Origin of the sequence: Arthrobacter sp. UYCu511 (genome assembly GCF_040547105.1) — a bacterium.
In the GTDB taxonomy this organism is placed as follows: Bacteria; Actinomycetota; Actinomycetes; order Actinomycetales; family Micrococcaceae; genus Specibacter; species Specibacter psychrochitiniphilus.
In genome coordinates this window covers 184,202-204,798 of the sequence record NZ_JBEPPB010000002.1, presented here as the reverse complement: position 1 = coordinate 204,798, position 20,597 = coordinate 184,202, and the positions used below count along the sequence as shown (strand labels likewise).

15 protein-coding genes and 1 pseudogene are annotated in these 20,597 nt (G+C 58.4%); 5 read left to right on the top strand and 11 right to left on the bottom strand.

Annotation, left to right across the window (positions count from 1 at the left end):
• Window positions 1-78: 78 nt before the first annotated feature.
• The gene (locus ABIB48_RS04240; RefSeq protein WP_354212235.1) at window positions 79-3,267 is read right to left on the bottom strand and encodes a type I restriction endonuclease subunit R; all 3,189 of its coding nucleotides are present in this window, start codon (window positions 3,265-3,267) and stop codon (window positions 79-81) included.
• Between the two features lie 418 nt (window positions 3,268-3,685).
• Here ABIB48_RS04240 and ABIB48_RS04235 point away from each other — a divergent pair, with 418 nt between their 5' ends.
• Window positions 3,686-4,534, top strand: a complete 849-nt coding sequence (locus ABIB48_RS04235) for a Fic family protein (protein ID WP_315913993.1) — start codon at window positions 3,686-3,688, stop codon at window positions 4,532-4,534.
• Window positions 4,535-4,869: 335 nt separating this feature from the next.
• Window positions 4,870-6,678: a plasmid pRiA4b ORF-3 family protein gene (locus ABIB48_RS04230; protein ID WP_354212234.1), complete on the top strand. Its 1,809-nt coding sequence runs from the start codon at window positions 4,870-4,872 to the stop codon at window positions 6,676-6,678.
• A gap of 126 nt (window positions 6,679-6,804) precedes the next feature.
• Here the strand turns inward: ABIB48_RS04230 and ABIB48_RS04225 are convergent, their stop codons facing one another.
• Window positions 6,805-8,718, bottom strand: coding sequence for a lipase family protein (locus ABIB48_RS04225; protein WP_354212233.1), 1,914 nt, complete (start codon window positions 8,716-8,718; stop codon window positions 6,805-6,807).
• Between the two features lie 234 nt (window positions 8,719-8,952).
• On the opposite strand from ABIB48_RS04225, the gene ABIB48_RS04220 reads away from it, so the two are divergent.
• Window positions 8,953-9,183 carry a nucleotidyltransferase domain-containing protein gene (locus ABIB48_RS04220; RefSeq protein ID WP_354212232.1) on the top strand — a complete coding sequence of 77 codons (231 nt, stop codon included), beginning with the start codon at window positions 8,953-8,955 and terminating at the stop codon, window positions 9,181-9,183.
• Window positions 9,184-9,434: 251 nt separating this feature from the next.
• On the opposite strand, the gene ABIB48_RS04215 is transcribed toward ABIB48_RS04220, so the two are convergent.
• The 6 genes from ABIB48_RS04215 to ABIB48_RS04190 all read right to left on the bottom strand — a co-directional run bounded on the left by ABIB48_RS04215 (window position 9,435) and on the right by ABIB48_RS04190 (window position 17,294).
• Window positions 9,435-10,724: a HipA domain-containing protein gene (locus ABIB48_RS04215; protein ID WP_354212231.1), complete on the bottom strand. Its 1,290-nt coding sequence runs from the start codon at window positions 10,722-10,724 to the stop codon at window positions 9,435-9,437.
• The gene (locus ABIB48_RS04210; protein ID WP_354212230.1) at window positions 10,717-11,016 is read right to left on the bottom strand and encodes a helix-turn-helix domain-containing protein; all 300 of its coding nucleotides are present in this window, start codon (window positions 11,014-11,016) and stop codon (window positions 10,717-10,719) included. Before ABIB48_RS04210 ends, ABIB48_RS04215 begins: the two co-directional genes overlap by 8 nt.
• Before the next feature lie 233 nt (window positions 11,017-11,249).
• A complete protein-coding gene (locus ABIB48_RS04205; RefSeq protein ID WP_354212229.1) occupies window positions 11,250-12,287 on the bottom strand; it encodes a 5'-nucleotidase in 1,038 nt (345 codons plus the stop codon).
• Between the two features lie 122 nt (window positions 12,288-12,409).
• A complete protein-coding gene (locus ABIB48_RS04200) occupies window positions 12,410-13,603 on the bottom strand; it encodes a restriction endonuclease subunit S (RefSeq protein WP_315913999.1) in 1,194 nt (397 codons plus the stop codon).
• The gene (locus tag ABIB48_RS04195) at window positions 13,600-15,207 is read right to left on the bottom strand and encodes a class I SAM-dependent DNA methyltransferase (RefSeq protein ID WP_354212228.1); all 1,608 of its coding nucleotides are present in this window, start codon (window positions 15,205-15,207) and stop codon (window positions 13,600-13,602) included. The genes ABIB48_RS04200 and ABIB48_RS04195 overlap by 4 nt, the downstream gene beginning before the upstream one ends.
• A gap of 14 nt (window positions 15,208-15,221) precedes the next feature.
• Window positions 15,222-17,294, bottom strand: a complete 2,073-nt coding sequence (locus tag ABIB48_RS04190) for a hypothetical protein (RefSeq protein ID WP_315914001.1) — start codon at window positions 17,292-17,294, stop codon at window positions 15,222-15,224.
• Between the two features lie 368 nt (window positions 17,295-17,662).
• On the opposite strand from ABIB48_RS04190, the gene ABIB48_RS04185 reads away from it, so the two are divergent.
• On the top strand, window positions 17,663-18,349 hold the full coding sequence (locus tag ABIB48_RS04185; protein ID WP_354212227.1) for an Rv1352/Rv1906c domain-containing protein: 687 nt from the start codon (window positions 17,663-17,665) through the stop codon (window positions 18,347-18,349).
• A gap of 80 nt (window positions 18,350-18,429) precedes the next feature.
• Entirely contained in the window at window positions 18,430-19,305 is an 876-nt protein-coding gene (locus ABIB48_RS04180) for a TM2 domain-containing protein (protein WP_315914003.1), read from the top strand.
• Between the two features lie 98 nt (window positions 19,306-19,403).
• On the opposite strand, the gene ABIB48_RS04175 is transcribed toward ABIB48_RS04180, so the two are convergent.
• The 3 genes and pseudogenes from ABIB48_RS04175 to ABIB48_RS04165 all read right to left on the bottom strand — a co-directional run bounded on the left by ABIB48_RS04175 (window position 19,404) and on the right by ABIB48_RS04165 (window position 20,576).
• On the bottom strand, window positions 19,404-19,784 hold the full coding sequence (locus tag ABIB48_RS04175; RefSeq protein WP_315914004.1) for an RNA-binding S4 domain-containing protein: 381 nt from the start codon (window positions 19,782-19,784) through the stop codon (window positions 19,404-19,406).
• A gap of 136 nt (window positions 19,785-19,920) precedes the next feature.
• A pseudogene (locus ABIB48_RS04170) lies at window positions 19,921-20,349 on the bottom strand (sugar phosphate isomerase/epimerase family protein); the annotation flags it as partial.
• Window positions 20,350-20,417: 68 nt separating this feature from the next.
• The gene (locus ABIB48_RS04165; RefSeq protein WP_354212226.1) at window positions 20,418-20,576 is read right to left on the bottom strand and encodes a hypothetical protein; all 159 of its coding nucleotides are present in this window, start codon (window positions 20,574-20,576) and stop codon (window positions 20,418-20,420) included.
• Window positions 20,577-20,597: the final 21 nt, after the last annotated feature.

The following is a 20,597-nucleotide window of genomic DNA, read 5'->3' as shown; positions in this document are numbered from 1 at the left end:
TTCACAAACCGCGCGTGAAGCCGTTAAACCCTGTGGATCACAGCTCAGCAATACTCACCGGTGCGTGGACGAGCCCGGTCATCCCCGCGCTTCCGCAAACCGAGGCGCCATGGACTCCATCTGTTCCATGACCAGCTTGATCGCCGCAGGCTGGCTGTCCGGCGGATACCCGTTGATCACCAAGAGCCGTTTGATGGATGAGCGCAGTTTCGCCCGAACATCATCGCGGACCGTCCAGTCGGTACGAATATCGCGTTGCATGACGGTTACCAGCTGCCGTGCAATTTCGGCCAGCTTGCCCTCACCCTGGATTTCCACGGCGGATTCGTTAGAGGCGACGGCGTCGTAAAACGCCAGCTCATCAGAGTTCAGTGCGGGCGTGAAGTGCTGTCCGCGGTTGGCTTCAGCAGCCACTTCCTTGGCCAACTCCACCAGCTCGGCAATCACTTCAGCGGAGGTGAGCTGTTGATTCGTGTACTTGCGCATCAGCTCGGTGATGCGCTCTGAAAACGCCCGCTGACGCACAATGTTGTTGCGCGTGGTGGCTACCGATTCCTCAGCTACGAGCTTGCGCAGGGCCTCAATGGCCAGCTGCGGGTTTCGTGCCGCCTTGGTCTTGGCGATGAATTCTGGCGTCAGATCATCAAGTGAGGGCTTGGGCATGCCAGCCGCCGAGTAGATGTCCAGGACTTCGCCAGATTGGGTGGCACCGGCAATCAGCTCACCCAGAAGCCGCTGAATCTCTTCCGGGATAGGTTCGCCGGATGCCTGACGGTCTGCGGCGTCAAACTTTGCCATCCAGACGCGAATTTCCTCGTACATCTGGACTTCAGGTTTGAGCTCCGCCAGATTCACTGCGCCGGAACACAGCGCCCAGGCCCGCGAGAGCTGCCCACTATAGCGCCGGTACTTTGACGCCAAGGTTTCATCCTCCGACGGCGCGTTCCCCGGTGTTGCCGCATCGCGTAGGTATGAGGTGGCTCCGGTTGCGGCATTGATCCAGGCCTTGGGGCCGCCCTTGTTCAGGACCGTTTTCCAGTTGTAACCGGCCAGCAGCTGGCGCAGGGTCCCCATCACTGTCACAGTCAACGCGATGGCCTCGTCGATGTTCTTTCCCACAGGCTTGTTGGCCTGATCGGACTGCGTGTATTCGCCCAGCGCCTTGGCCAGGTTCTCGGCGAGCGGGGCGTACGCCACCAACAGCCCGTCTTCCTTGCCCCGGAACGTGCGGTTCACACGGGCAAGGGTCTGCATGAGCAACGCCCCCTTGAGTGGGCGGTCCAGGTAGAGGGTGTGCAGAGGCGGCGCATCAAAGCCTGTGAGCATCATATCCTTGACAATCACCAACTCCAGCTCGTCATCCGCGTCCTTGAGCCTGGCCTTGACGATGGCGTTGAGCGAATCGCGGCGAACGTGGTTGGACACCGGCGCTGTGTCTGTTGCATCCCCGGAGTAGACCACCTTGATTTTGCCGGCGCTCAGTTCATTGGAGTGCCAATCCGGGCGCAGCTCAACAATGGCTGTGTAGAGCCTCGCGCAAATCTCGCGGGTGCCGCCCACGATCATCGCTTTTCCCGGTACCGAGATGAACTTTTTCATCACGGATCGGCGGCCTTCCCAGTGTTCCACCAGGTCTGCAGCCAGCGCGGCAATGCGTTCTGGGGCGCCATAAACGGCGTTGACCACGGCCACGCTCGCCTCGATGCGGGCGCGTTCGGTGATGTCCAGACCCACCGTGGCGTCGTCGGCCGCGGAATCCAGCTGTTCTTCAGTAATGGAACCGGCCAGGCCCACCTTGATCAGGCGAGGCTCGAAATAGACAGGAACGGTGGCGCCGTCATCCACGGCCCGGGTGAGATCGTAAATGTCGATGTAATCACCAAAAACATCGCGGGTGTTGCGGTCTTCGAAGGAGATGGGTGTGCCCGTGAAGGCGATCAGCGTGGCGTGGGGAAGCGCATCGCGCAGGTGCCGGGCGTACCCGTCCAAATCGTCGTAGTGGCTGCGGTGCGCCTCATCGACCACCACGATGACGTTCCGGCGATCGCTGAGCAAGGGATGCTCTGTTCCGGCTTCCTTTTCGGCCTGGCTGCGACCAAATTTCTGCAGCGTGGTGAAGTAGATGCCACCGGTGGTGCGGTTGCTCAGTTCCTCGCGCAGCTCGCTCCGGCGCCGGATCTTCTGTGGCTTTTCCGGCAGCAGCTGGCTCTGCAGGAACGTCTCATACAGCTGACCGTCCAGCTCATTTCGGTCGGTGATGACAACCACCGTGGGGTTCTTCAGCCGTGGGTGGCGGATCACGCGGTTGGTATAGAGCTCCATTTCCATAGACTTGCCCGAACCCTGGGTGTGCCAGACGACGCCGGCCTTTCCATTGGATTCGACCGCCTGGACCGTGCTTCCCACAGCTTTGGTGACGGCGAAGTACTGGTGTGGCTTGGCAATGCGCTTACTCAAGCCGTCTGCGTTCTCATCAAAAGCGGTGAAGTCATTGAGCAGTTGCAGGAATCTGTCTTGGTTGTAGAGCCCCTGTAGGGCCGTCTCCATTTCAGTGACGGCCTCCCCCTCAATCATCAATCCCGGGGGAACAGGGACGCCGTCGTCATTCACGTTCCATGGGGAGAAGTGATTGAAGGGTGTGAAAGGGGTGCCGTATTTGGCCTGGATACCATCGCTGGCGAGGGTAAAGACGCAGAAGCGGAAGGCCATGGGGAATTCGCGCAGGTATGTTTGCAGCTGGGCGTGCGCGCCGGTGAGGTTGGCGTGTGCACTACCGGCCTTCTTCAACTCGATGACGCTGACGGGCATGCCGTTGCAGTACAGCACCAGATCGAAGCGGCGCTTGTAGTCGCCTGCCACCAAGGTCACTTGGCTGACGGCGAGCCAGTCATTTTGGTCTGGGTCGGCACTGAGGAGATGGATAGTGGCGTTGACGTCGCTGCCGTCCGCATCGATGTAGCTGAGCCTGTAGCCGTTGACCAGATAGCCGTGGATGCGCTGATTTTCGGTAATGGCATCGTTGGATTTGGGTGCGATGATCTCCGCCAGTGCCTGCTTCACGTACTGCAGCGGAACGGTGGGGTTGAACTTTTGCAGCGCAGCGAGCAGGCGTGGACGGATCAACAGCTCAGACCAAGACTCACGTTCGTCCTTGCCTGGGGCAATGTCCTCGCCGTGCTTTGGGAGCCAGCCGAGAGGCTCGGCGAGTTGCTCCAGCGCGAGGCCTTCCCAGTCGGCTTCGGAAAAGCCCGTGGCTGCCAATGTCATCGTATTCTCCCCAGTGGTTGTCATCTTCAATGACGCTATCAGCTGAGCGTCATCGCGATGTTTTTTTGTCCGGTATGTGGGGTTATCAAGGCTTTTGGGCCGTGCCATCTTTGAGTTCGATGCAGTTGCAGATGAGAAGAAACTTAGTTCTTTCTTCTCTTGAAGTTAATTGTTGACGAAATTTGATCGCAAAAAACACTGAAAACAAAGGATTTTTTTGCCTTTTCCCTAAGTTGTTGTTTTGTTGATGCTAAATTCTTGGCATGCCGAGCATTGAGTTTCCTGAGCTCTCCTTCAGTCCGCCCTTGGCTGGCACGATCATCGACCTTGAGCGGTTGAGAGGAGATTTGAGCACAGGAAACGCCCGCCCGCTAATTTTTTGCAGCTGAAGTCTTTGTTCCAGCTGATGTCCAGCATCATGAGCGCACGCATCGAGGGCAACCGGACATCCATCGTCGACGCTGTTGAAGGCGCTACAAGGTCAATTGGGGGCGACTGTACTCCTTCCGAGGGCGTCCAAGAGATCATCAATTTGCAGGATGCTGCGGCTTTTGTTGACAGGGTTGTGAAGCCAGGTACGCCCATAACGCATGCTCTGGTGAGGGAGCTTCACAAGATTGCGGTTAGTGGATTGAATCGGGAAGGGGATAAGACTCCCGGTTCTTACAGAACCGGTGAGGTCATGATCGGTGGTTCAGCCCACGTTCCATCGCCGCCTGTGTCTGTTCAAGGGGACATGACTGAGCTTTTGGACTTTGTGAATAGGCCCGTGGAGCAGAACTTCGACCTTCTGAAAGTGGCCATCACGCACCACCGGTTCGTCTGGATACATCCCTTTGGAAACGGAAACGGAAACGGAAATGGTCGCGTCTGTCGCCTATTTACCTACGCGATTATCCTTTCCCAAGGATTCAGCGATTCCGGGATGTACCGGGCAGTCAACCCGACATCGGTTTTTGGATCGGACAGGTCGCGGTATTACAGCATGTTGGAGGAAGCAGATTCACTTACTCCGGATGGCATTATCCGGTGGTGCGAATACCTCTTGAACGGCATGCTCAACGACATGCAAAAGCTCAATAAGCTCAGCGACAGTACCTTTGTGTTGGACGGCTTGTTGCGGCCAGCCATAAAGCGCGTGGTTGATGCCGGTGCATTTTCTGCGCGCGAGTCGGCTGCTCTCGATGTTGTGGCGCGGCTGACTGAAGTTAAGGCCGCGGATCTGGAGATCGCACTGCCAGGGTCGTTTTCGAGTCGAAGCCAGTAAACTCGCAAGCTTGTTGACAGGAAACTGATTCAGCCCGTTGCCGAGGGCAAGCGCAGCTACCAACTTGTCTTGGCGCCCGGTCCGATTACGCCATTCATCATTCGGCAGCTGGATGAGCTTGGCTTCCTGCCGAGCATCCTCAAAGACGACTTCGCCTGAGGGTATGAACGCTACTTCAGGGCTGTGGATAAACGTTGCAACCTGCTTTACATGTCTCGCTAACGTTTAAACCTTTTGCCCCCTTCTTTACATCTCTGCCGAGCGGCTGGCTACGCAGCCGTCGCGGATAGACTGTGTGTTCGAGACCCCGCCCGCTCGGCACACGAAGGAATCCCATGGCTAAGAAGACCGATCGCTCGGCAAAAGATTCGAAAATGACGTCGGTTGGCGAGCTTCGGGCAAGCCGGGCCGTGGACGCCGTGGTACCTGCGTTTGTTCAATGGTGCCAGGACTCTCACGGGATGCCGGCAGATGCTGCCATGGAATACCTGAACCCGGTGAAGGACGTGGCGGCAGCATATTTTGAGCTGGTGCCGTCATCCGTGGCCACAGCATTTGATGCGGAACCGTTCGGGACCGTACTGGGGAAGGTATACGCGGCTTACGACAACGCCAGCACCGGGTCCGACAACGCTGTTATGTTCGTCTTTGAAGCCGTTCACCTGTATGTCGAATTCCTAGAACGCGCAGGTATGTGGACGGGTACGGAGGCAGAATATGACGCGGTGCATTCCCTGTTCCACGTGAGCGAGGAAAACGCCGGCGCCCAGCTTGAAGTGCCCCAGCTGACCGCAAACGATGAGTTGGCGTTCTACGAAGGCACAGAGCTGGTGCACTATCTGGAAAATTTCTTGCACTGGCTAGGCAAGGGCAGGGAAGTGACTTCCACGGGCCTGCTGCGCCTGAAGGAAATTGAGGGCGCAGCATCTGCCATAGGCCTTCGTGCCAGGGGAGGCAGGCCGCTCCGCGATCAGAGATGGGAAAAGCCCAGCCGCGATCCGAACCAGCCCGATGCCGAGGTCTACGCCGTCCTGTCCATGAACGGCCTGGACGAGCTCATGAAGTTCTGGGTGACGCTGGAGGCGTGCCACCTGGTCCAGGTCGGCCCCACAAGGGTCCGCCCCACTGCATTCGCGGAGGAACTGCTGGAAACAGGGCATCCGGGGCGGCTGGGCATTCTGCGCAGTTTTGTGAGCAAGTTCCTGGAAATCTCTGTTCATGGTGAGAGTCACTGGAGCATGCTCTTCCAAGATGTCGCTTTGGTCCAATCCATCCTGTTACTGGACATCTGCCATCCAGGGGGATTCACCATGGGTTACATCCCCGAGTTGGTGGCAAACATTGGACTAAAAGCCGTGGATCCCATCATTGACATCGTGACGGAACGGACGCATGAAATGGCCCGCCTGGGGCTGCTCACCCTGGAACCTGTCATCCAGGTCCTGCCGCCACTAGTGCCATTCATCCCCTCCTTGCTCGAATACGCAAAGAACAGGCCGGAGGGGGACGATGAATGGGAGGGCTTGGCCGGTATCGATGCCATCGGCGGGCCTGCGCCCAAGGCGAGCCCGCAGACTCGGCTCCTGCAAGTCAAGATCATGCTCAAGGATTCCAAGCCGCCCGTGTGGCGGCGCCTACTGGTGCGCAACGACTTGAATTTGGCGCAGCTACACCACATCATTCAGCGGGCGTTTGGCTGGATGAACTGCCACCTGCATGAGTTCCGTGTGGGCGGTTACAACGGTACGGCGTACGGCCCGGTTGGTGATGACTTTGATTTTGGGGACCAGATGCCCATCGATGAAGCCAGCATAAAAGTGGGCCAGATCTTGTCGCAGGAAAAGGACAAGATTGGCTATACCTACGATTTTGGTGACAACTGGGAGCACTCCATCGCCGTGGAGAACGTGTTGGAGTACCGCGGCGGTCCCGCCGCACGCTGTACTGGCGGACGGGGTGCCGGACCGGCTGAGGACAGCGGCGGTGTGTGGGGCTGGGAAAACATCGTCGCCATCATGACCCAGCCCACCCACCCGGAATATCAGGAATACCGTGACTGGCTCGGGATTGAAGAGGGTGAAGCGTTTGACCCCAAGAGCTTTGATGAGGATGGCGTGGACGAGATTCTTTCCGAGTTGTTCTGAGGAAAGTACGACGACGGCGCTCGCCTTTCAGCCGCAACTTGCCTGCCGCTCATGGAAGCAAAGTTGTTTCTCCAAGCTTCCTCCAAGTTCAAAGTGAACTTGGAGGAAGTTTGGAGACGGGGAATTTTACTTGGTGCGCTGGAACTGCGGGACGAACCTTGCCCCGCGCCTATCACTGGGGTTGCCGTCCGGTTCAGCCATCTCAGGAACACCTGGTTCCAAGCCGTTGTCACTCATGTATGTGAGCGCCCGTTTCACTAAGATGCGTTTCTTGGCAAGTGCTGCAACAGACGGGGCCTTTGGGTCAGAGATTTCATCAAGGCGCTCATGCTGCCGGCTAACCTTGGTTTCAATCTCGGTCAGCAACTGCCACACGGAGGGATTGCTGTCGATCTTGTGTTGCTGCCGCAGTGTTACAGCGGCCATTTGCAGGGCAAGAAATCCTTCAAATTGATCGACGCTGGTCTCGTCCCCTGCAAGGCCGGTCACCATGGTTCCGCCTCCGGAACCGACCAATAGCCCGCCGCCACCCACCAAGGCTCCAGCTGTTATCAGCCCGCCAATCATCCCGCCGGGACCGAAGCTGGCCAAAGCGCTTGTGATAACAGCTGCACCTGCAAGACCTGGGGCGGCTGCCAAGGCAAGCCCGCCCGTTCCCACAACCAATGCCGCTGTACCGGCCACCAATGCCCCGACCTTGACCCATTGCAGATTTTGACTGTCTCGCAGGATGCCTTGGGCACGTTTGCCGGCTTCTAGCACATCGGAACCGAACTGCCGTTTTAGTCCCATCTCCGAGGCCAGTCCTTCCAGGGCCGCCCGTTCTATGTCCTTTGAAATTGTGATTTCGAAAGGAGCAATAACGTTTGTCACAGCAACGGCCGTCAGCAGTGTCACGGCCTCCTCTTTTGATGTTCCCGAGCGGTTGAACGTCGGTTCCGGCAGCAGTGAAGTGCTGTCGGAATAGTCAAAGTCGAGCCGTGCTATTTGTGATGGGAGGGGCCTCTTGATGGCTGCGTTGTGCGTGCGGACGTCAGCCACTGCTTGCGCCTGAACGGATCGCAACGCGGCAAGGTAGCGGCGCCTTATATCACCGCTCAACTCATTCTTGATGAGATGGCAGTACCGCAAACCCAGCAGTGTCTTACTCTCAACTTCATTGAGCGAGATTTCTACGCCTCTTTCAACGAAGGCAACCTCCTTGAACTTGGAACCGAAGACCGCGTATCCAATGGTGTCCGCTACGGTGCTGTGTTCCAGGTAAACACTTGCGGTATGAGGGAGTATTGGGTTTGGGTCATATCCTGTGTTGATCACATGGTCCAACATCCACGGAAATACGGAAGACAGGCCACGCCTGATTGCCACCGGATCCCACGCATTCCTGAAGTTCACCCACCATGACAGATGGGACGGCGGATCGGCCAGTGCGTCATGCAAATCATCGAGCTTGAACTTCCCGCTGGCTAAAGGACTGCCAATGGTGACCATGGCGGAGACTTCAACTTCCACTGGCAGCCGCAGCAGCAGATCGGCAGCGATCACGGACCCCAAACTATGGGCGACAATGACAAGCTTGCCGGATTCTGGCACGGCGGCCAAGATGCGGTTTAGGACTTGGGCTCGGATTTGCTTGCTGTTCAAGTAGTTCGCAGCTTGCTTAAAGGACCAGGTTTCTAATGCTGCGTCCGCAACTAGGTCATGTGCCGGTGCTACTAGGATCCCAACAGCCGCTTTGATGAGGTGTTCCTGATCTTGCCGTCCTATCCGGTGTTCAATGGCGGCAAGGCGGCGCTCGAAGTCTCTGCGATTCAGCTTGGCAGCGTCACGGCTGAGCGCCTTGACGGTCCGGGTGGGAAGCTGCTCAGGTTCATCGAACCCCTTGAGCGCATGCGCAAACCTGGGGGCGATAACGCTAACCGCGTCGAGGCCCGGATACCCGGAGAGTGTCAGGGCCTCATCAAGCGCTGCCCTCCATTGGCCCTCCGGGTCTCCGTCCCCCACACCGTGCAAGAAAAGTAGAACAGTTTTTTCAGTCAAGACGAGCCCCCATCGTGGCGCTAATTTGCGCACCCAACGTTGGATGCTTCGGTACTTAAAGATCAGACTACCCGCCCAATTTCGGGACTAAGTTCCCGCCCGTATTATGACGGGCTCGTGAGTCAATGTCGTCCAGTGCGATGGCGGTCTCGTCACAAGTGGAGCTGGCAATACTTCATGTTTCTACGTGCGGGATCTTGGCGCCCAATCAGGACCTCTCGCTATCTTTGATGCATGTCTATGGCAGCCGCAACGCCTGTGACGATCGCACTCCGCGAGCTCCTCAACGCCCACTGTGGTGAGCTCCTTGCACTCCTGGCAAAGCACGCAGCAACAAACCCCAAGATTTTTGGATCAATTGTCCGCGGAACCGCCCGTGAGGGTAGCGACATCGACCCCTTTCCGGTCCACTTGCTCAAGCAGCCGATCTCAGAGTCCGCGCTCTCCGACGCAGTTGCTTTGTGAGGCGAAGCACCGAGCAGCGCATCGCTGACATCCTAGTTGACCAGCACTTCGAGGTCGACGTCGATAAAGTTCGTGACGCGATTCAGGCGCATTTGGTTCCGCTGGAGCCTCTTCAAGCAGATGATTTTTGATGGGTTCCGTGATGAACAGAAGGTCGAATCCGCGGAATTGGATGAATCAGTACTGGTTTGGCTAAAGCTCGACGCTGACCCTGAGCCCCACTGCAATTTTGGATTGCGGTGGGGTGCGGACTATGACACCCGCAGGTTTTCAATGCGGATAAGGGAACCGGCTACTACTGAGTCCAAAAGAGGGTGATCCCAACCTTCGGCTATTGCAGCTTGCCGGACGGCCGGAAGTGCCACTTCCAATGCTGTGAGTGAGCGGTTGATGATCCTTTTGGAAAGGGGGCGTCGCATACCCCAGCTTGTCGCCTCGGCGAGGAGGTCCTCACCACGAAGATCGTCAAGAAATGCCTCGCCGCCAACACGTAGGGACAGTTCCCTATCATGGTCGGGCCAGACGGCAGTGGGGACCACGTCGTAGGCCGGTGTCAGGCCGATTTTTCCGTTGTCGAGAAGTAACGCAAGGTTTCTCGCGTGCATGTCGCAGTTGCCGATGGCGGCGTTCAGTGTCACCATTTCCAGAAGCTGATTCACTGCACTTGCTGGCGCCGTTGCATGGACTCTAAGCAGGTTGGCAATGTCTGTTAGCCGAGGCGCAGTGTGGGAGTCAAGTTGGTACTTTTGTTTGATACCCAGCGCTTGGGCGAGGTCTTCCTGGTGGATGCGTTGCACGAGGCCCGATTTGTCTTTTTTTCGATCAAATCGATTGGCGAGGAGGCCGAGTCGTCCGGAAATGTCGATGACGCGAGCATCGGAGGCAGTAACTGAAACCCCGGCCTCGCTGGCAGCCTTGATGAGGCGAAGTCCCATGGTCTCCAACTGTGCAATGCCCGGCCAGCGTTCCAGCCCTTTTTCGGTGAGTCTAGCCGGTTTGAGTATGTGGGTTGAAGCTTGTCCATTCAAGGGAATGCCAATTCGGTCGCCATCGACGACGACGACCAGCTTTCCCTGGAGCCCACCCAGGCTCGAGCGGACACCGGGATCAGCCGAAATGCCAAGCGGAGCCGACGGAAGGTCTGAGACGACAACTGCGAACTCGTTTTCATCAAGCCATCGGATGCCTGGTTCTCGCGCGTGATCGGGAACTTCCGGGTCAATCACTTGGATGGCTCCGGCGCAGTCGAGCCCGTATGCGCGCAATAATCCAAACGTATCGTCGGTACTTACACGGGCCTCATTGGCAAATTGTGCACGGATATGATCTTCCGGGAGTAACCCATCAAGGAACGCACGCGTCTGCGTGGCCGGGTACATTTCCAATCTGACCGGCATACGGACCGACAAGAGCGGGAAGCCGACGCCGAAGTCCTTCAGCGCATGAGCTGTGTACGTCAGTGCCGCTCCGCCGCCCGGGCCATCGGATGTCAGATCGGCCACGTGGGCATTGTTGAACCAGACTTCTAGGGAGTCAGCCATTATTGGTACGCCTCACTCGAGTGCCCCTGGTCTTGATCCTAAAATCGTCTTGGGTCAGGAGAATCGCGCGAGCGGTCCTGTCGTCGCGAGGGAGCATGAATACTTCGAGCCCGATGGCTTCAGTCACTTCAAAAAGCAATCGGGTACTCCCGAAGCGGCCGTTTTCCATGGCGCTGATCTTTGATCGCGAAATTCCCAGCTGCTCGGAGAGTTCCTCTTGCGACATACCAAGGGCGATTCGTCGGCTGCGAAGGGAAGCACCTAGCCGGGTAGTAGTTGATGTGATTGTCATTCAGCCCCTCGCAGCCTAATGTGATTATGTACTCGATTTCGAGTACATAATCACATTATCTTGTTAATGCACCCAAGAACGGGTGCATTGGTAATTTTTAGATCTAATGATGTCAATCTGGGTACGTTAATCGGACCTGCGCTGCAACACTGCCTTGGGTGGCTGGTCTCACTCCGCAGCGTACTCTTCAGGACGGCTGACGGAACCAACGCGGAGCAGGAGCATCCAGCACTTCAACCTGCTGACGTTAGAAGGTCTTCAACCTTATTGCCATCCTGAGGAGTGATTAGGTCGATCGCACCGACGGCAGGCTGGGCAGACTGTGTTTCATTGAGTACAAGAGCCTTGTTTGCGATGCCGTAGGGAACATGAACACCAGCAGTGAAACCTGCGGCAGGGTCTAGGTGGGATTTTTGGTCATCAAAGAAGATATGTGGGCGCATTACTTCGAGGACCTTAGATTTTGCGATGCCACCCAAGAAAAACGCGTCGTTAACGGTGACACCCCACTGCGTGAGTGATCTGATCGCACGCTCGTGTGCCGGGGCACTGCGTGCCGTGATGAGGGATATCCGCAATCTCGGTTTGTAGTCTTTATCGTACTTTTGACGAGTGGTCTCGAGCTCTTGGATCAAATTTAGATCTTCAAGTAGCCGCTTTAGCGGACCCGGGGAAAGGGGTCTGTCTTGATTGGCGGTTTCGTAGTCGTAGTATCTGGCCAGGTCCCCTGAAGTCTCTTGGTAGACCTTTTCTGACTCATCGTCACCGAGCACGCTGTCGAAGTCGAATGCTACTCGCAATGCGTCCCCTCCAGTGTAGATAGCAGTTGAGGGCAGAACATGTCCAGCAGGGAAACCCATCTGAGTAGCCGCGTCAACATCTTTGCGGTTTGCCGAGAGGAACAGTGACATGTCGAAGGAGCCGATGTATTTGTAGGGCGCCTGCCCCTGAGTAAACACCGCGCGTGATATGCCTAGGCCGTGTTTCTTGACCGAACGCATTACGCGCAATCCGGTGGAGGGGTCGTTCTTCGAGAGAATGATGACTTCAACTACCGGATCCTCGGGTCCTCTCAAATTGTTGAGACTCAAGAGGCGCTCAATGAACGGGAAGGCATAGCCAGGCGCCAAGGTATCGTCAATGCGTTTGTCTTGATAGATGCGATACTTCGCCTCCCCGTACTTGTTGAAATAGTCATCAGACCGTTTCAAGTCAAACAGAGCGCTTGAAGCCACCCCGACAACAAGGCGATTTTCGAGTGAATACGGCATTTCTTCCTTTGGATGATGACTGGGGAGCGGTGACCCCGCGAAGCGTATTCCTGAAGTGCAGAGTGCTACCTCCAAGTTTTCTCCAAATCCAATTTGAACTTGGAGGAAACTTGGAGTTGTTTTTAGACAGCGGCCGAGACGAGCGACTCGACGTCCTTAACGCGCAGCTTGCCGGACATCAGCTGCGGGAGCAAAGCGTCGCGGGTTGTGGCCAACTTGTGGTTTTCGAGGACTGCCCCCGTGATTGTCTCTAGAAGTGGCGCGATCTTGGCTTCGGTGTTGGCCATCGTGTCTCCCTCGAAATCAGGGAACTCCAAGTGGTCAAAAGTCTTCATGGTTATCGTGTCAAAAACCGAACCATGAGCGATGGCCTTGGCCCGCTGTGTTGCGTGCACGATCGAGAAGTACAACACGCCGGGTGGAACAACTCCGGGTACGAACCCATAACAGGACTGATTAAAGGATGCGGGAACAGCGAGTCGGGCGACTGCTCCCACGGTTCCGCGGGCGGTCAGAATAACGCTTCCAGCAGGCAACGGCTTCGCTTTTGTCTTTTCGACTGCACTGCATGAAATTTTTTCATCGGTGTCCACAACAGTGGAAAATTCTGCACCCGTAATGTCCTTGGCAGATGCCCACAATTGGTCTCCCGCCCAGAAGTCGTCCCTTGACCGTGGTGGAGTTCCACCAAGAACAGGGGACAGAACGTCACTCATCGGTACGGAATCAAAAGGATTCGTGGAGCAGTCGTAAATGTGTCCGGCCAGCTCGTGGGCGGTTGCAGCGAGTTTGGTGTTGGCGGCGATCTTGTCGTCGAGGGCGCCCAGGACTTCTGCGATGGCGCGCTGCTCACTTAGTGGCGGAAATGGGATCTGTATGGACGAGAGTTCAGAGAGGCTGAGGTTGGCCTGCACCGACTGAACTACTAGCGACAGTGCATTCTGGATTCGATTTTTGTCTCGAAGGCAGTACAGCAAAAATCCGACGGCAATCTTGTTTTTATCAGGTCGAATTATTGCAAGTGCTTGATTGGTATTGGCAGGGAGAACCTGCGGTGTTACGCGAGCTACTCGCCCGATCGTTCCAGCGATCGAAAAGAGGAGATCATCTTCCTCTAGAATTGACCGTGCCAGGAACTGATTCGTTTCATCGTTGATGTAGGCCAATTTCGAGGGAACGAATTGCCCCTCACTTGTGATTGATTCAACTTTGACGAATGAAACACCGCCAGTTGTGTAGCCCCCCACTTTCGGGGTCGTGCCTTTGGTCACGCGCGTAGATACGAAACCGACAGTTGAGATTGGCCACTCGTTCATGAAACCCTCCCCAACTGGTCGCGCACTACAGCCGCCAGCCGTGAAGACTCGTCGAACTGGGTAAACAACTCCGCAGACAGCCGGGCGATTTTCTCTTCGATCGCTTCGCCGTCGTCCTCTACTTCGGCGGCGCCAACGTAGCGCCCCGGGGTCAGTGCATAGTCGGCAGCCTTGATTTCGGCGAGGGTGGCGGACTTGCAGAAGCCGGCTTCGTCGTCGTACGTGCCAGCATCAGCAGTGGTGCCGCGCCAGGCGTGGAACGTTCCCGCAATGCGAGCGATGTCCTCATCAGAGAGCGCACGCTCGGCCCGATCCACCATGTGGCCCAGGTTCCGGGCGTCGATGAACAGCACCTGCCCGGTCCGGTCCACAGACCCGGCAGGACCGGCGCTCTTGTCCTTGGCGAAGAACCACGTGCACACCGGGATGCCGGTGGAACGGAACAGCTGGGTGGGCAGGGCAATCATGCAGGAAACCAGGTCCGCCTCTACCAGCTGCGCACGGATCTCACCCTCACCGCCAGAGTTGGACGACATGGAACCATTCGCCATGACTACACCGGCCGTACCGCCGGGGGCCAGCTTGGAGATGATGTGCTGGATCCACGCATAGTTTGCGTTGCCAGCCGGCGGGACGCCGTACTTCCAGCGGGGGTCCGACTCGGACCGGGCCCAGTCCTTGATGTTGAACGGCGGGTTGGCCATGATGAAATCGGCTTGCATGTCCGGGTGCTGGTCGCGGGCAAACGTATCGCCCCAGCGCGAGGCCAGGTTGCCGTTGAGCCCGTGGATGGCCAGGTTCATTTTCGCCATCCGCCAGGTGCGCTCGTTCAGCTCCTGGCCGTAGACGGAAATCTCCGAGCCCTCCTTGTTGTGGGCTTCCAGGAACTTCTCGGCCTGGACAAACATGCCGCCGGAACCACACGCGGGGTCATACACGCGGCCGTGATCCGGACGCAGCACCTCAACCAAAACGCGCACCACACCGGCAGGGGTGTAGAACTCGCCGCCGCGCTTGCCCTCAGCGCGCGCAAACTTCTCCAGGAAGTATTCGTACACCTCGCCCAGCAAATCGCGCGCCTTCGTGGCGCCCTGGCCGGTGAACTTGGCCGAGTTGAACAGATCCAGCAGTTCGCCCAGTCGGCGCTGGTCGATGTTGTCCTTGTTGAAGATCATGGGCAGCGTGGCGGCCAGCGACGGGTTGGTGCCCATCACGTCCGCCATGACGTCGTCAATCAGCTCGCCGATGCTCTTGGCATGTTCGTCCAAAGTGGCCGGTGTGCCCTTGGCATTCTGCGCCAAATACGTCCAGCGTGCACGGGCCGGAACCCAAAACACGCCACGGCCGGTGTACTCATCAATATCGTCAATGAGCTGGCCGATCTGCTCCTCGTTCAGGCCCTCGGCCGTCAGCTCGGAGGAAATCTGCTCACGGCGCTCATCAAAGGCATCCGAAACATACTTCAGGAACACTAGCCCCAGAATCACGTCCTTATACTGTGAGGCGTCCATGGAGCCGCGCAGCTTATCCGCGGCCTTCCACAGAGTGTCCTTGAGTTCCTTCATGGTGGACGGGGCGGCGTCCACATTCTTCTTCGGGGGCATGGGCCATACTTCCTTTACGTTAAAACGATGTTAGCGTCCACAACCATCCCGCCGGCGCTGACGCCGTCACGGATGAGTGTGGTGAGTTCATTGAGCCGCTGGAGCCTGAGCTGAACGGCAGCCTGCTCGGTTTCAAGCAGTAATAGCACGGGGCGCAGCGCCTGTACGGTGCTATGCGGAATGAGGCGAAGAGACCAACTCCGCCATTCCTTGGATGCGGCACCATTGATATCGGCTGCCAAGAGTTCCGGCATAAGCCCGCCGGGATCCATGGCGCTGACCCGAAGCACCCTAGCCGGATATTCGACGACGGCCCCTCCTTCTGCGTCCACCATCGCCGCCGGCGTGGGAGTTGTGGCAAAGACGACATCACCTGGTTCGGTCAGCCGCGCATTGGGGTGAGTCCTGGCCAATACCAGCCGCTGGATGCGGCGTTCGCGCACACCCGCCCCTCCCACAGCCTCGGGCAGTCCCGACGGCTGCGCCCGTCCCAAAGGCTCCGCGAGCCCAAGTTCCGGCAGCCCCAAAACGCGGGGGCCGGCGTCGTCCGTCAGGGACAAATTGGGATCCAGCCGGGCGCCGGTTTGATACTTCAGATGGTCCTTGTCCAGCAACTGCTGCACCGTGGCCGTGGCACCGGTGCCCTGGCCTAGCGTCAGCCCAATGGGCAGGGGCGCGGGCGTGGTATCAGCACCATTGAGCAGTGCAATGAGCTGATCGGCACGCACGGCCTGCTCGGCAGGATGAGATGTGCTCCGCTCGGTTGCGGGCCTTACCAGCGCACCACGCATGGCCAGCAGGCGTGAGGTGGGGACAAGGTGTGCAAAGCGCATGGAGTGGGCGCGGATCACTGCCGCCGAATCCATGGACACGGCAAGATCGCTCACCAGATCCTGCACCACCACCCGGCTCAAGGTAGTCCCGGACAGATCGGCCACCATGGTCCAACGCTCGGCAATCGGCACGGCAGCAAGAGCCGGCCCAAGCATCCAGAGGGCCAGCGACTGGCGGGTCTTGGCCGGGACCAGGCCTGCGGGCAGCCTGACAATGGCGCGCACCCGGCCCGAGCGGAGCAGGTCCGAGCGCACGGCGGCAGCCGGTTCAGTTAAAGCATCGGTGAGCACCGTGGCGGGGGCCATGATGACGCCGCGCTGGCGGTCATCCATCTGCAACACAGTGTTTTCGATGCTGGCGAGAATGTCTGCCGCGGCCATGTCCGGGGCGCCCGCGGAAGGGTACGCCGCCACATGCACGGCCGGATCCTGCACGGAGAACTGTCCGGAACCGGTGACCTCGAGGCACTCGCGGTGAACGCCGTGGACCAACAGGCGGCACAGTGCTGTCCGGGGTGCCTGGCCGGGCGCGTTGGGTGTGATGAAGGTTGGATCGGCGTCCTCCGGCAATAGCCCGGCCACGGCCACCAACAAGTCACTGCTGCCGGGAGTGGGATCCACAAATATTGGGTGCCTGGCGCCGATGGCCGTACCAAGTTCCACGGCGCAGCGGGCTGCCAGCTCAATGGCCGGATCCGCTAAGGCCGTATCAGCATGGTCCCGCAGACCGGCGCGGAAGCGTTCGCCCAGCAGATGCTCGAAGGCGGCAGCAGGGGAGTAGGCGGCGTCCACTAATCCGTCAGCATGTGCGCCCTGCTGCATTGCCGTGGAGCCCAGGGCTTCGATTTCTGAGTATAGAAAGACGTTGTCCGGATCATGATCATCCGCAGCATCCAACAAGTCATCGTGGTCCAGACCGTTCAGTGGCTGGCCCGTTAAGTAGCGCAGCGTGACAAGTGCGCTCAGTGAGGCAAACGCTGCTTCCGGATCCGTCCGGGCCGAATCTGCGCGGGCATAGGCGGCCATGTCCGCGGGGGCCTGTGGATTGTTGCCGTGATGAGTTGTCTCAAGCCAGGTCATGACTTCAGCGGCGTCAAATAGCTGCTGACCGCGGTGCACGTTAGCTGGCTCCGGGAAGGGATTCTCGGTGCCCTTGCTGCGACTGCGCCACATGGAGACCACAGGACGCTGCACCCGGGTCAGCTCTGCAATTTCAGCCAAGGAGATGCGCAGGGGTGCGGGTTGCTGGTGCATGCGCCCTCCTTTCATGTCTGTGTGGCAGGTGCAAATACAGCCTATGCCGTAATCCGCAGACTGTTTACAACTTGTTGATAAGTCCTCTTATCAGAACGATCCTCAGTAATTTTCTCACGACGGCTTAGCGTATTCCTGACAGCAACGAGCACCATTCACCATTTGGGGGAAGCACATCATGGGCAGCAAAAACGCCGATGCAGGAAAAGCCAGACGGCGGTTGATATACAGCAGCACGGGCCAAGTCCTGGGGCTGGCGGACGGTCAGTTGTTTGGTAGCCCTCCGTTGGTGAACGCCCTCCGGGCAGTCCCAACGGCAGCCGGCGCTGCCACTGATGTGCCTGATGAACAAGGAACTCCAACACGGAATGAGGAAGACGGCTATGAAGCCTGAGCAGCAAAACGACCAAGTGGTCTCAGAAGCTCCAAGAGCCAATGCTGCGCAGGTGCCGTCTTCGAAGCCGAAGGCCGGTACAAAGCGCACGTTGAAGGCCAAGGTGCTGGTAAGTGCAGTGGCCGGCGCGGTACTTCTTGGGGCGGGGACGTTCTTCGGGACAACACTGCCGGACCCCAGCAAGAGCTCGGCGTACGTGGCATTGCAAGAAAGCAAGGCCGGTGTGGACCAGAAAATTCGGTTGCTGCAGACGGACTACGCCACCTTGGAGGAGCTTCACCTCAAGCTCAAAGGGGATATTGAGTCTCGTGAATCGGCGGTTGTGAGCCGGGAGAAGGCCGCGACTGAGACGGAGAAGAAGAACTCCGAGGCAGAAGCTGCGCTCAAGAAGCGTGAAACCACAGTGAGTGGAGCCGAAGCGGCGAAGGCCAAGAACACCTTTGGCGATGGAACCCGGACAGTGGGACGTGACATTGAGCCGGGCACCTACATTGCCACAGCCGACGTTGGCTCCTCGTGCTACTGGGCGATCCTGACCAGTGGGAGCAACGGCTCGGACATTGTGGACAACGACATCCCGGGAGGGGGCCGCCCGTCGGTGACCATCAGCGCCGGCCAGGACTTTAAATCGAGCCGCTGTGGTAGCTGGACCAAACAGTAGTTCCCCGGGTAATCCCGGTTCATCATCACTTTCACTCGCGGCCACCATGGACCGCAGTGCCACAGACAAGGACACCTAAATTGACGAACGACATGTACACCAAGGCACCGTCAGCGCCCTTTGCAACGGAGCCGCAGGGCGCCGGAGTAGGGACCAAATCCTTCATTGCCACCTGGCTCTTTGCCTTGTTCCTGGGGATTTTCGGAGTTGACCGGTTCTACCTGGGCAAGGTGGGCACCGGCATCCTCAAACTCGTCACCCTCGGCGGCGCGGGCATATGGGTATTGGTGGATCTCATCATCACACTGGCTGGAAAGCAGCGGGACAAGCAGGGACGACTGCTGGCGGGATATGACAAGCACAAGGTTGTGGCCTGGATAGTCACCGCCGTCTTGTTGGTGATTGGTTCGGTGTCCGGAGGTGGCGCAGCGGGCGGATCCTCAGCAGCCCCCGACGCCTTGAAGAATACTGTGATCACGGCTCCCAAGGTCGATGCCCCTGTTGAGGCACCTGCGGTAGATCCTGCCGCTGACGCTCCAGCCCCGGAGGCGCCAGCCCAAGAAGCGGAGCCTACTGTTGGCGTCCCCTTCACGGTAAAGATGGGCAATGGCAACGTTGCTAGGATCACCATTGTCTCGGCGGTGCGCACAGATGTTGTCAGCACGAACGTGCTCGCCACCGAGGCCAAAAATGGCGAGTACCTGCTGCTGGATGTGCTGTGGGAGACCGAGTCTGGAACCACCTCCGCCAATCCGCTGTATTTCTCCGTAAAGACTGACGACGGCCGCAAGGGCGACTTTCAGTTCTTCGCCGACGATCAGTTGCCTGCTGGCGACGTGCCTGCTGGAGATAAATCACGCGGCTTTGTTGCCTTCGACATTGCTCCGGGTGCAGCGAGCATTGGCATCTCGGATCCGCTGATGCAGCAGGTTGCCCGAGTTCAGATTCCCGGCTAACTGCCGCTGGCCGCAAAACTTGAGGGCCGCCGTCGTACTTTTTCAAGTACGACGGCGGCCCTTGCGTTCGGTAGGTTCACTCAGCGCCCGCTTTGGAGTCATTCTCCGCGAAGTTTGTCCATGTCTCGGCGGTCCTTCTTAGTGGGCCGGCCAGTGCCCCGATCGCGCTGGGGCAAGCCCAGCGCTGGCAGGACCGGGCGCGGGGGAGTGTGGTCGGTGAAGCAGTGCGAGGCCGCTTCGGGACCAACGCGTTTTTTGATCAACAGGCGAACTTCCAGGATCCGGTCATAGCCGGGCTGGCGGACTCGGACGGTGTCGCCGGGGACCACCGTGTGAGCAGCCTTGGCGTTCACGTCATTGAGTTTCACATGGCCGGCGCGGCAGGCGGCAGTGGCCATGGACCGGGTCTTGTAGGCGCGGATGGACCACAGCCAGGCGTCAATGCGCACTGAGGCGGGTGCTGACTTTGGAATGCTCATGATGGAATCCACTCTATCCGTGAGCCTGTCCCACGAAAAATGAAACCGATCCCGCTTTCTGATCCCGGATTTCCGGGATCAGAAAGCGGGATCGGTGTCAGAACTCGTCAGATACCCCAAAACGCCATCGGTAGGGCTAGTCCTGGTTGCTGAACGCAGCGTCAAAAGACTGCGTGGACGGGGCGAAGTCGAACTTCTTCAGTGCTGCGAGGGCCTCGGGTGCGCCTTGCAGACGGTCCATTCCGGCGTCTTCCCACTCGATGGAGATGGGGCCGTGGTATCCGATGGCGCTCAGTGCGCGGAAGGAGGATTCCCACGGCACATCTCCCCGGCCAGCCGAAACGAAGTCGCAGCCGCGGCGCGGATCTCCCCATGGCAAATGCGAGCCCATGACCGTGTTGCGGCCCGTGGGACGCAGCTTCGTATCCTTGCAATCAACATGGTAGATCCGGTCCTTGAAGTCCCAGATGAAGGAAACCGGATCAATGCCCTGCCACATGAAGTGGGAGGGGTCCCAGTTCAGTCCAGACGCTGGGCGGTGGTAAATGGCCTCCAGAGCGCGCACCACCGCCTATCTGTTGCCGTCAGTCTTGGCACGCCGTCACGAATCTAGGGGAGCAGAGGGGCTCCGTGTCAGGGCAGGGCGCCGAGTGTCGCGGTGCTGGTGGCGGGGCGATTATCCAGTAGCGCCACGACGTCGCTTGTTCGCAGTCCGGCCAGGGCAGCGGGACCGCCTGGCACCTCAGCCTGCAAGTACAGGGCGTCGGCCACCCCGAGCTCTTTGGCAACCAACGGCGCTCACCCCTCAGTACC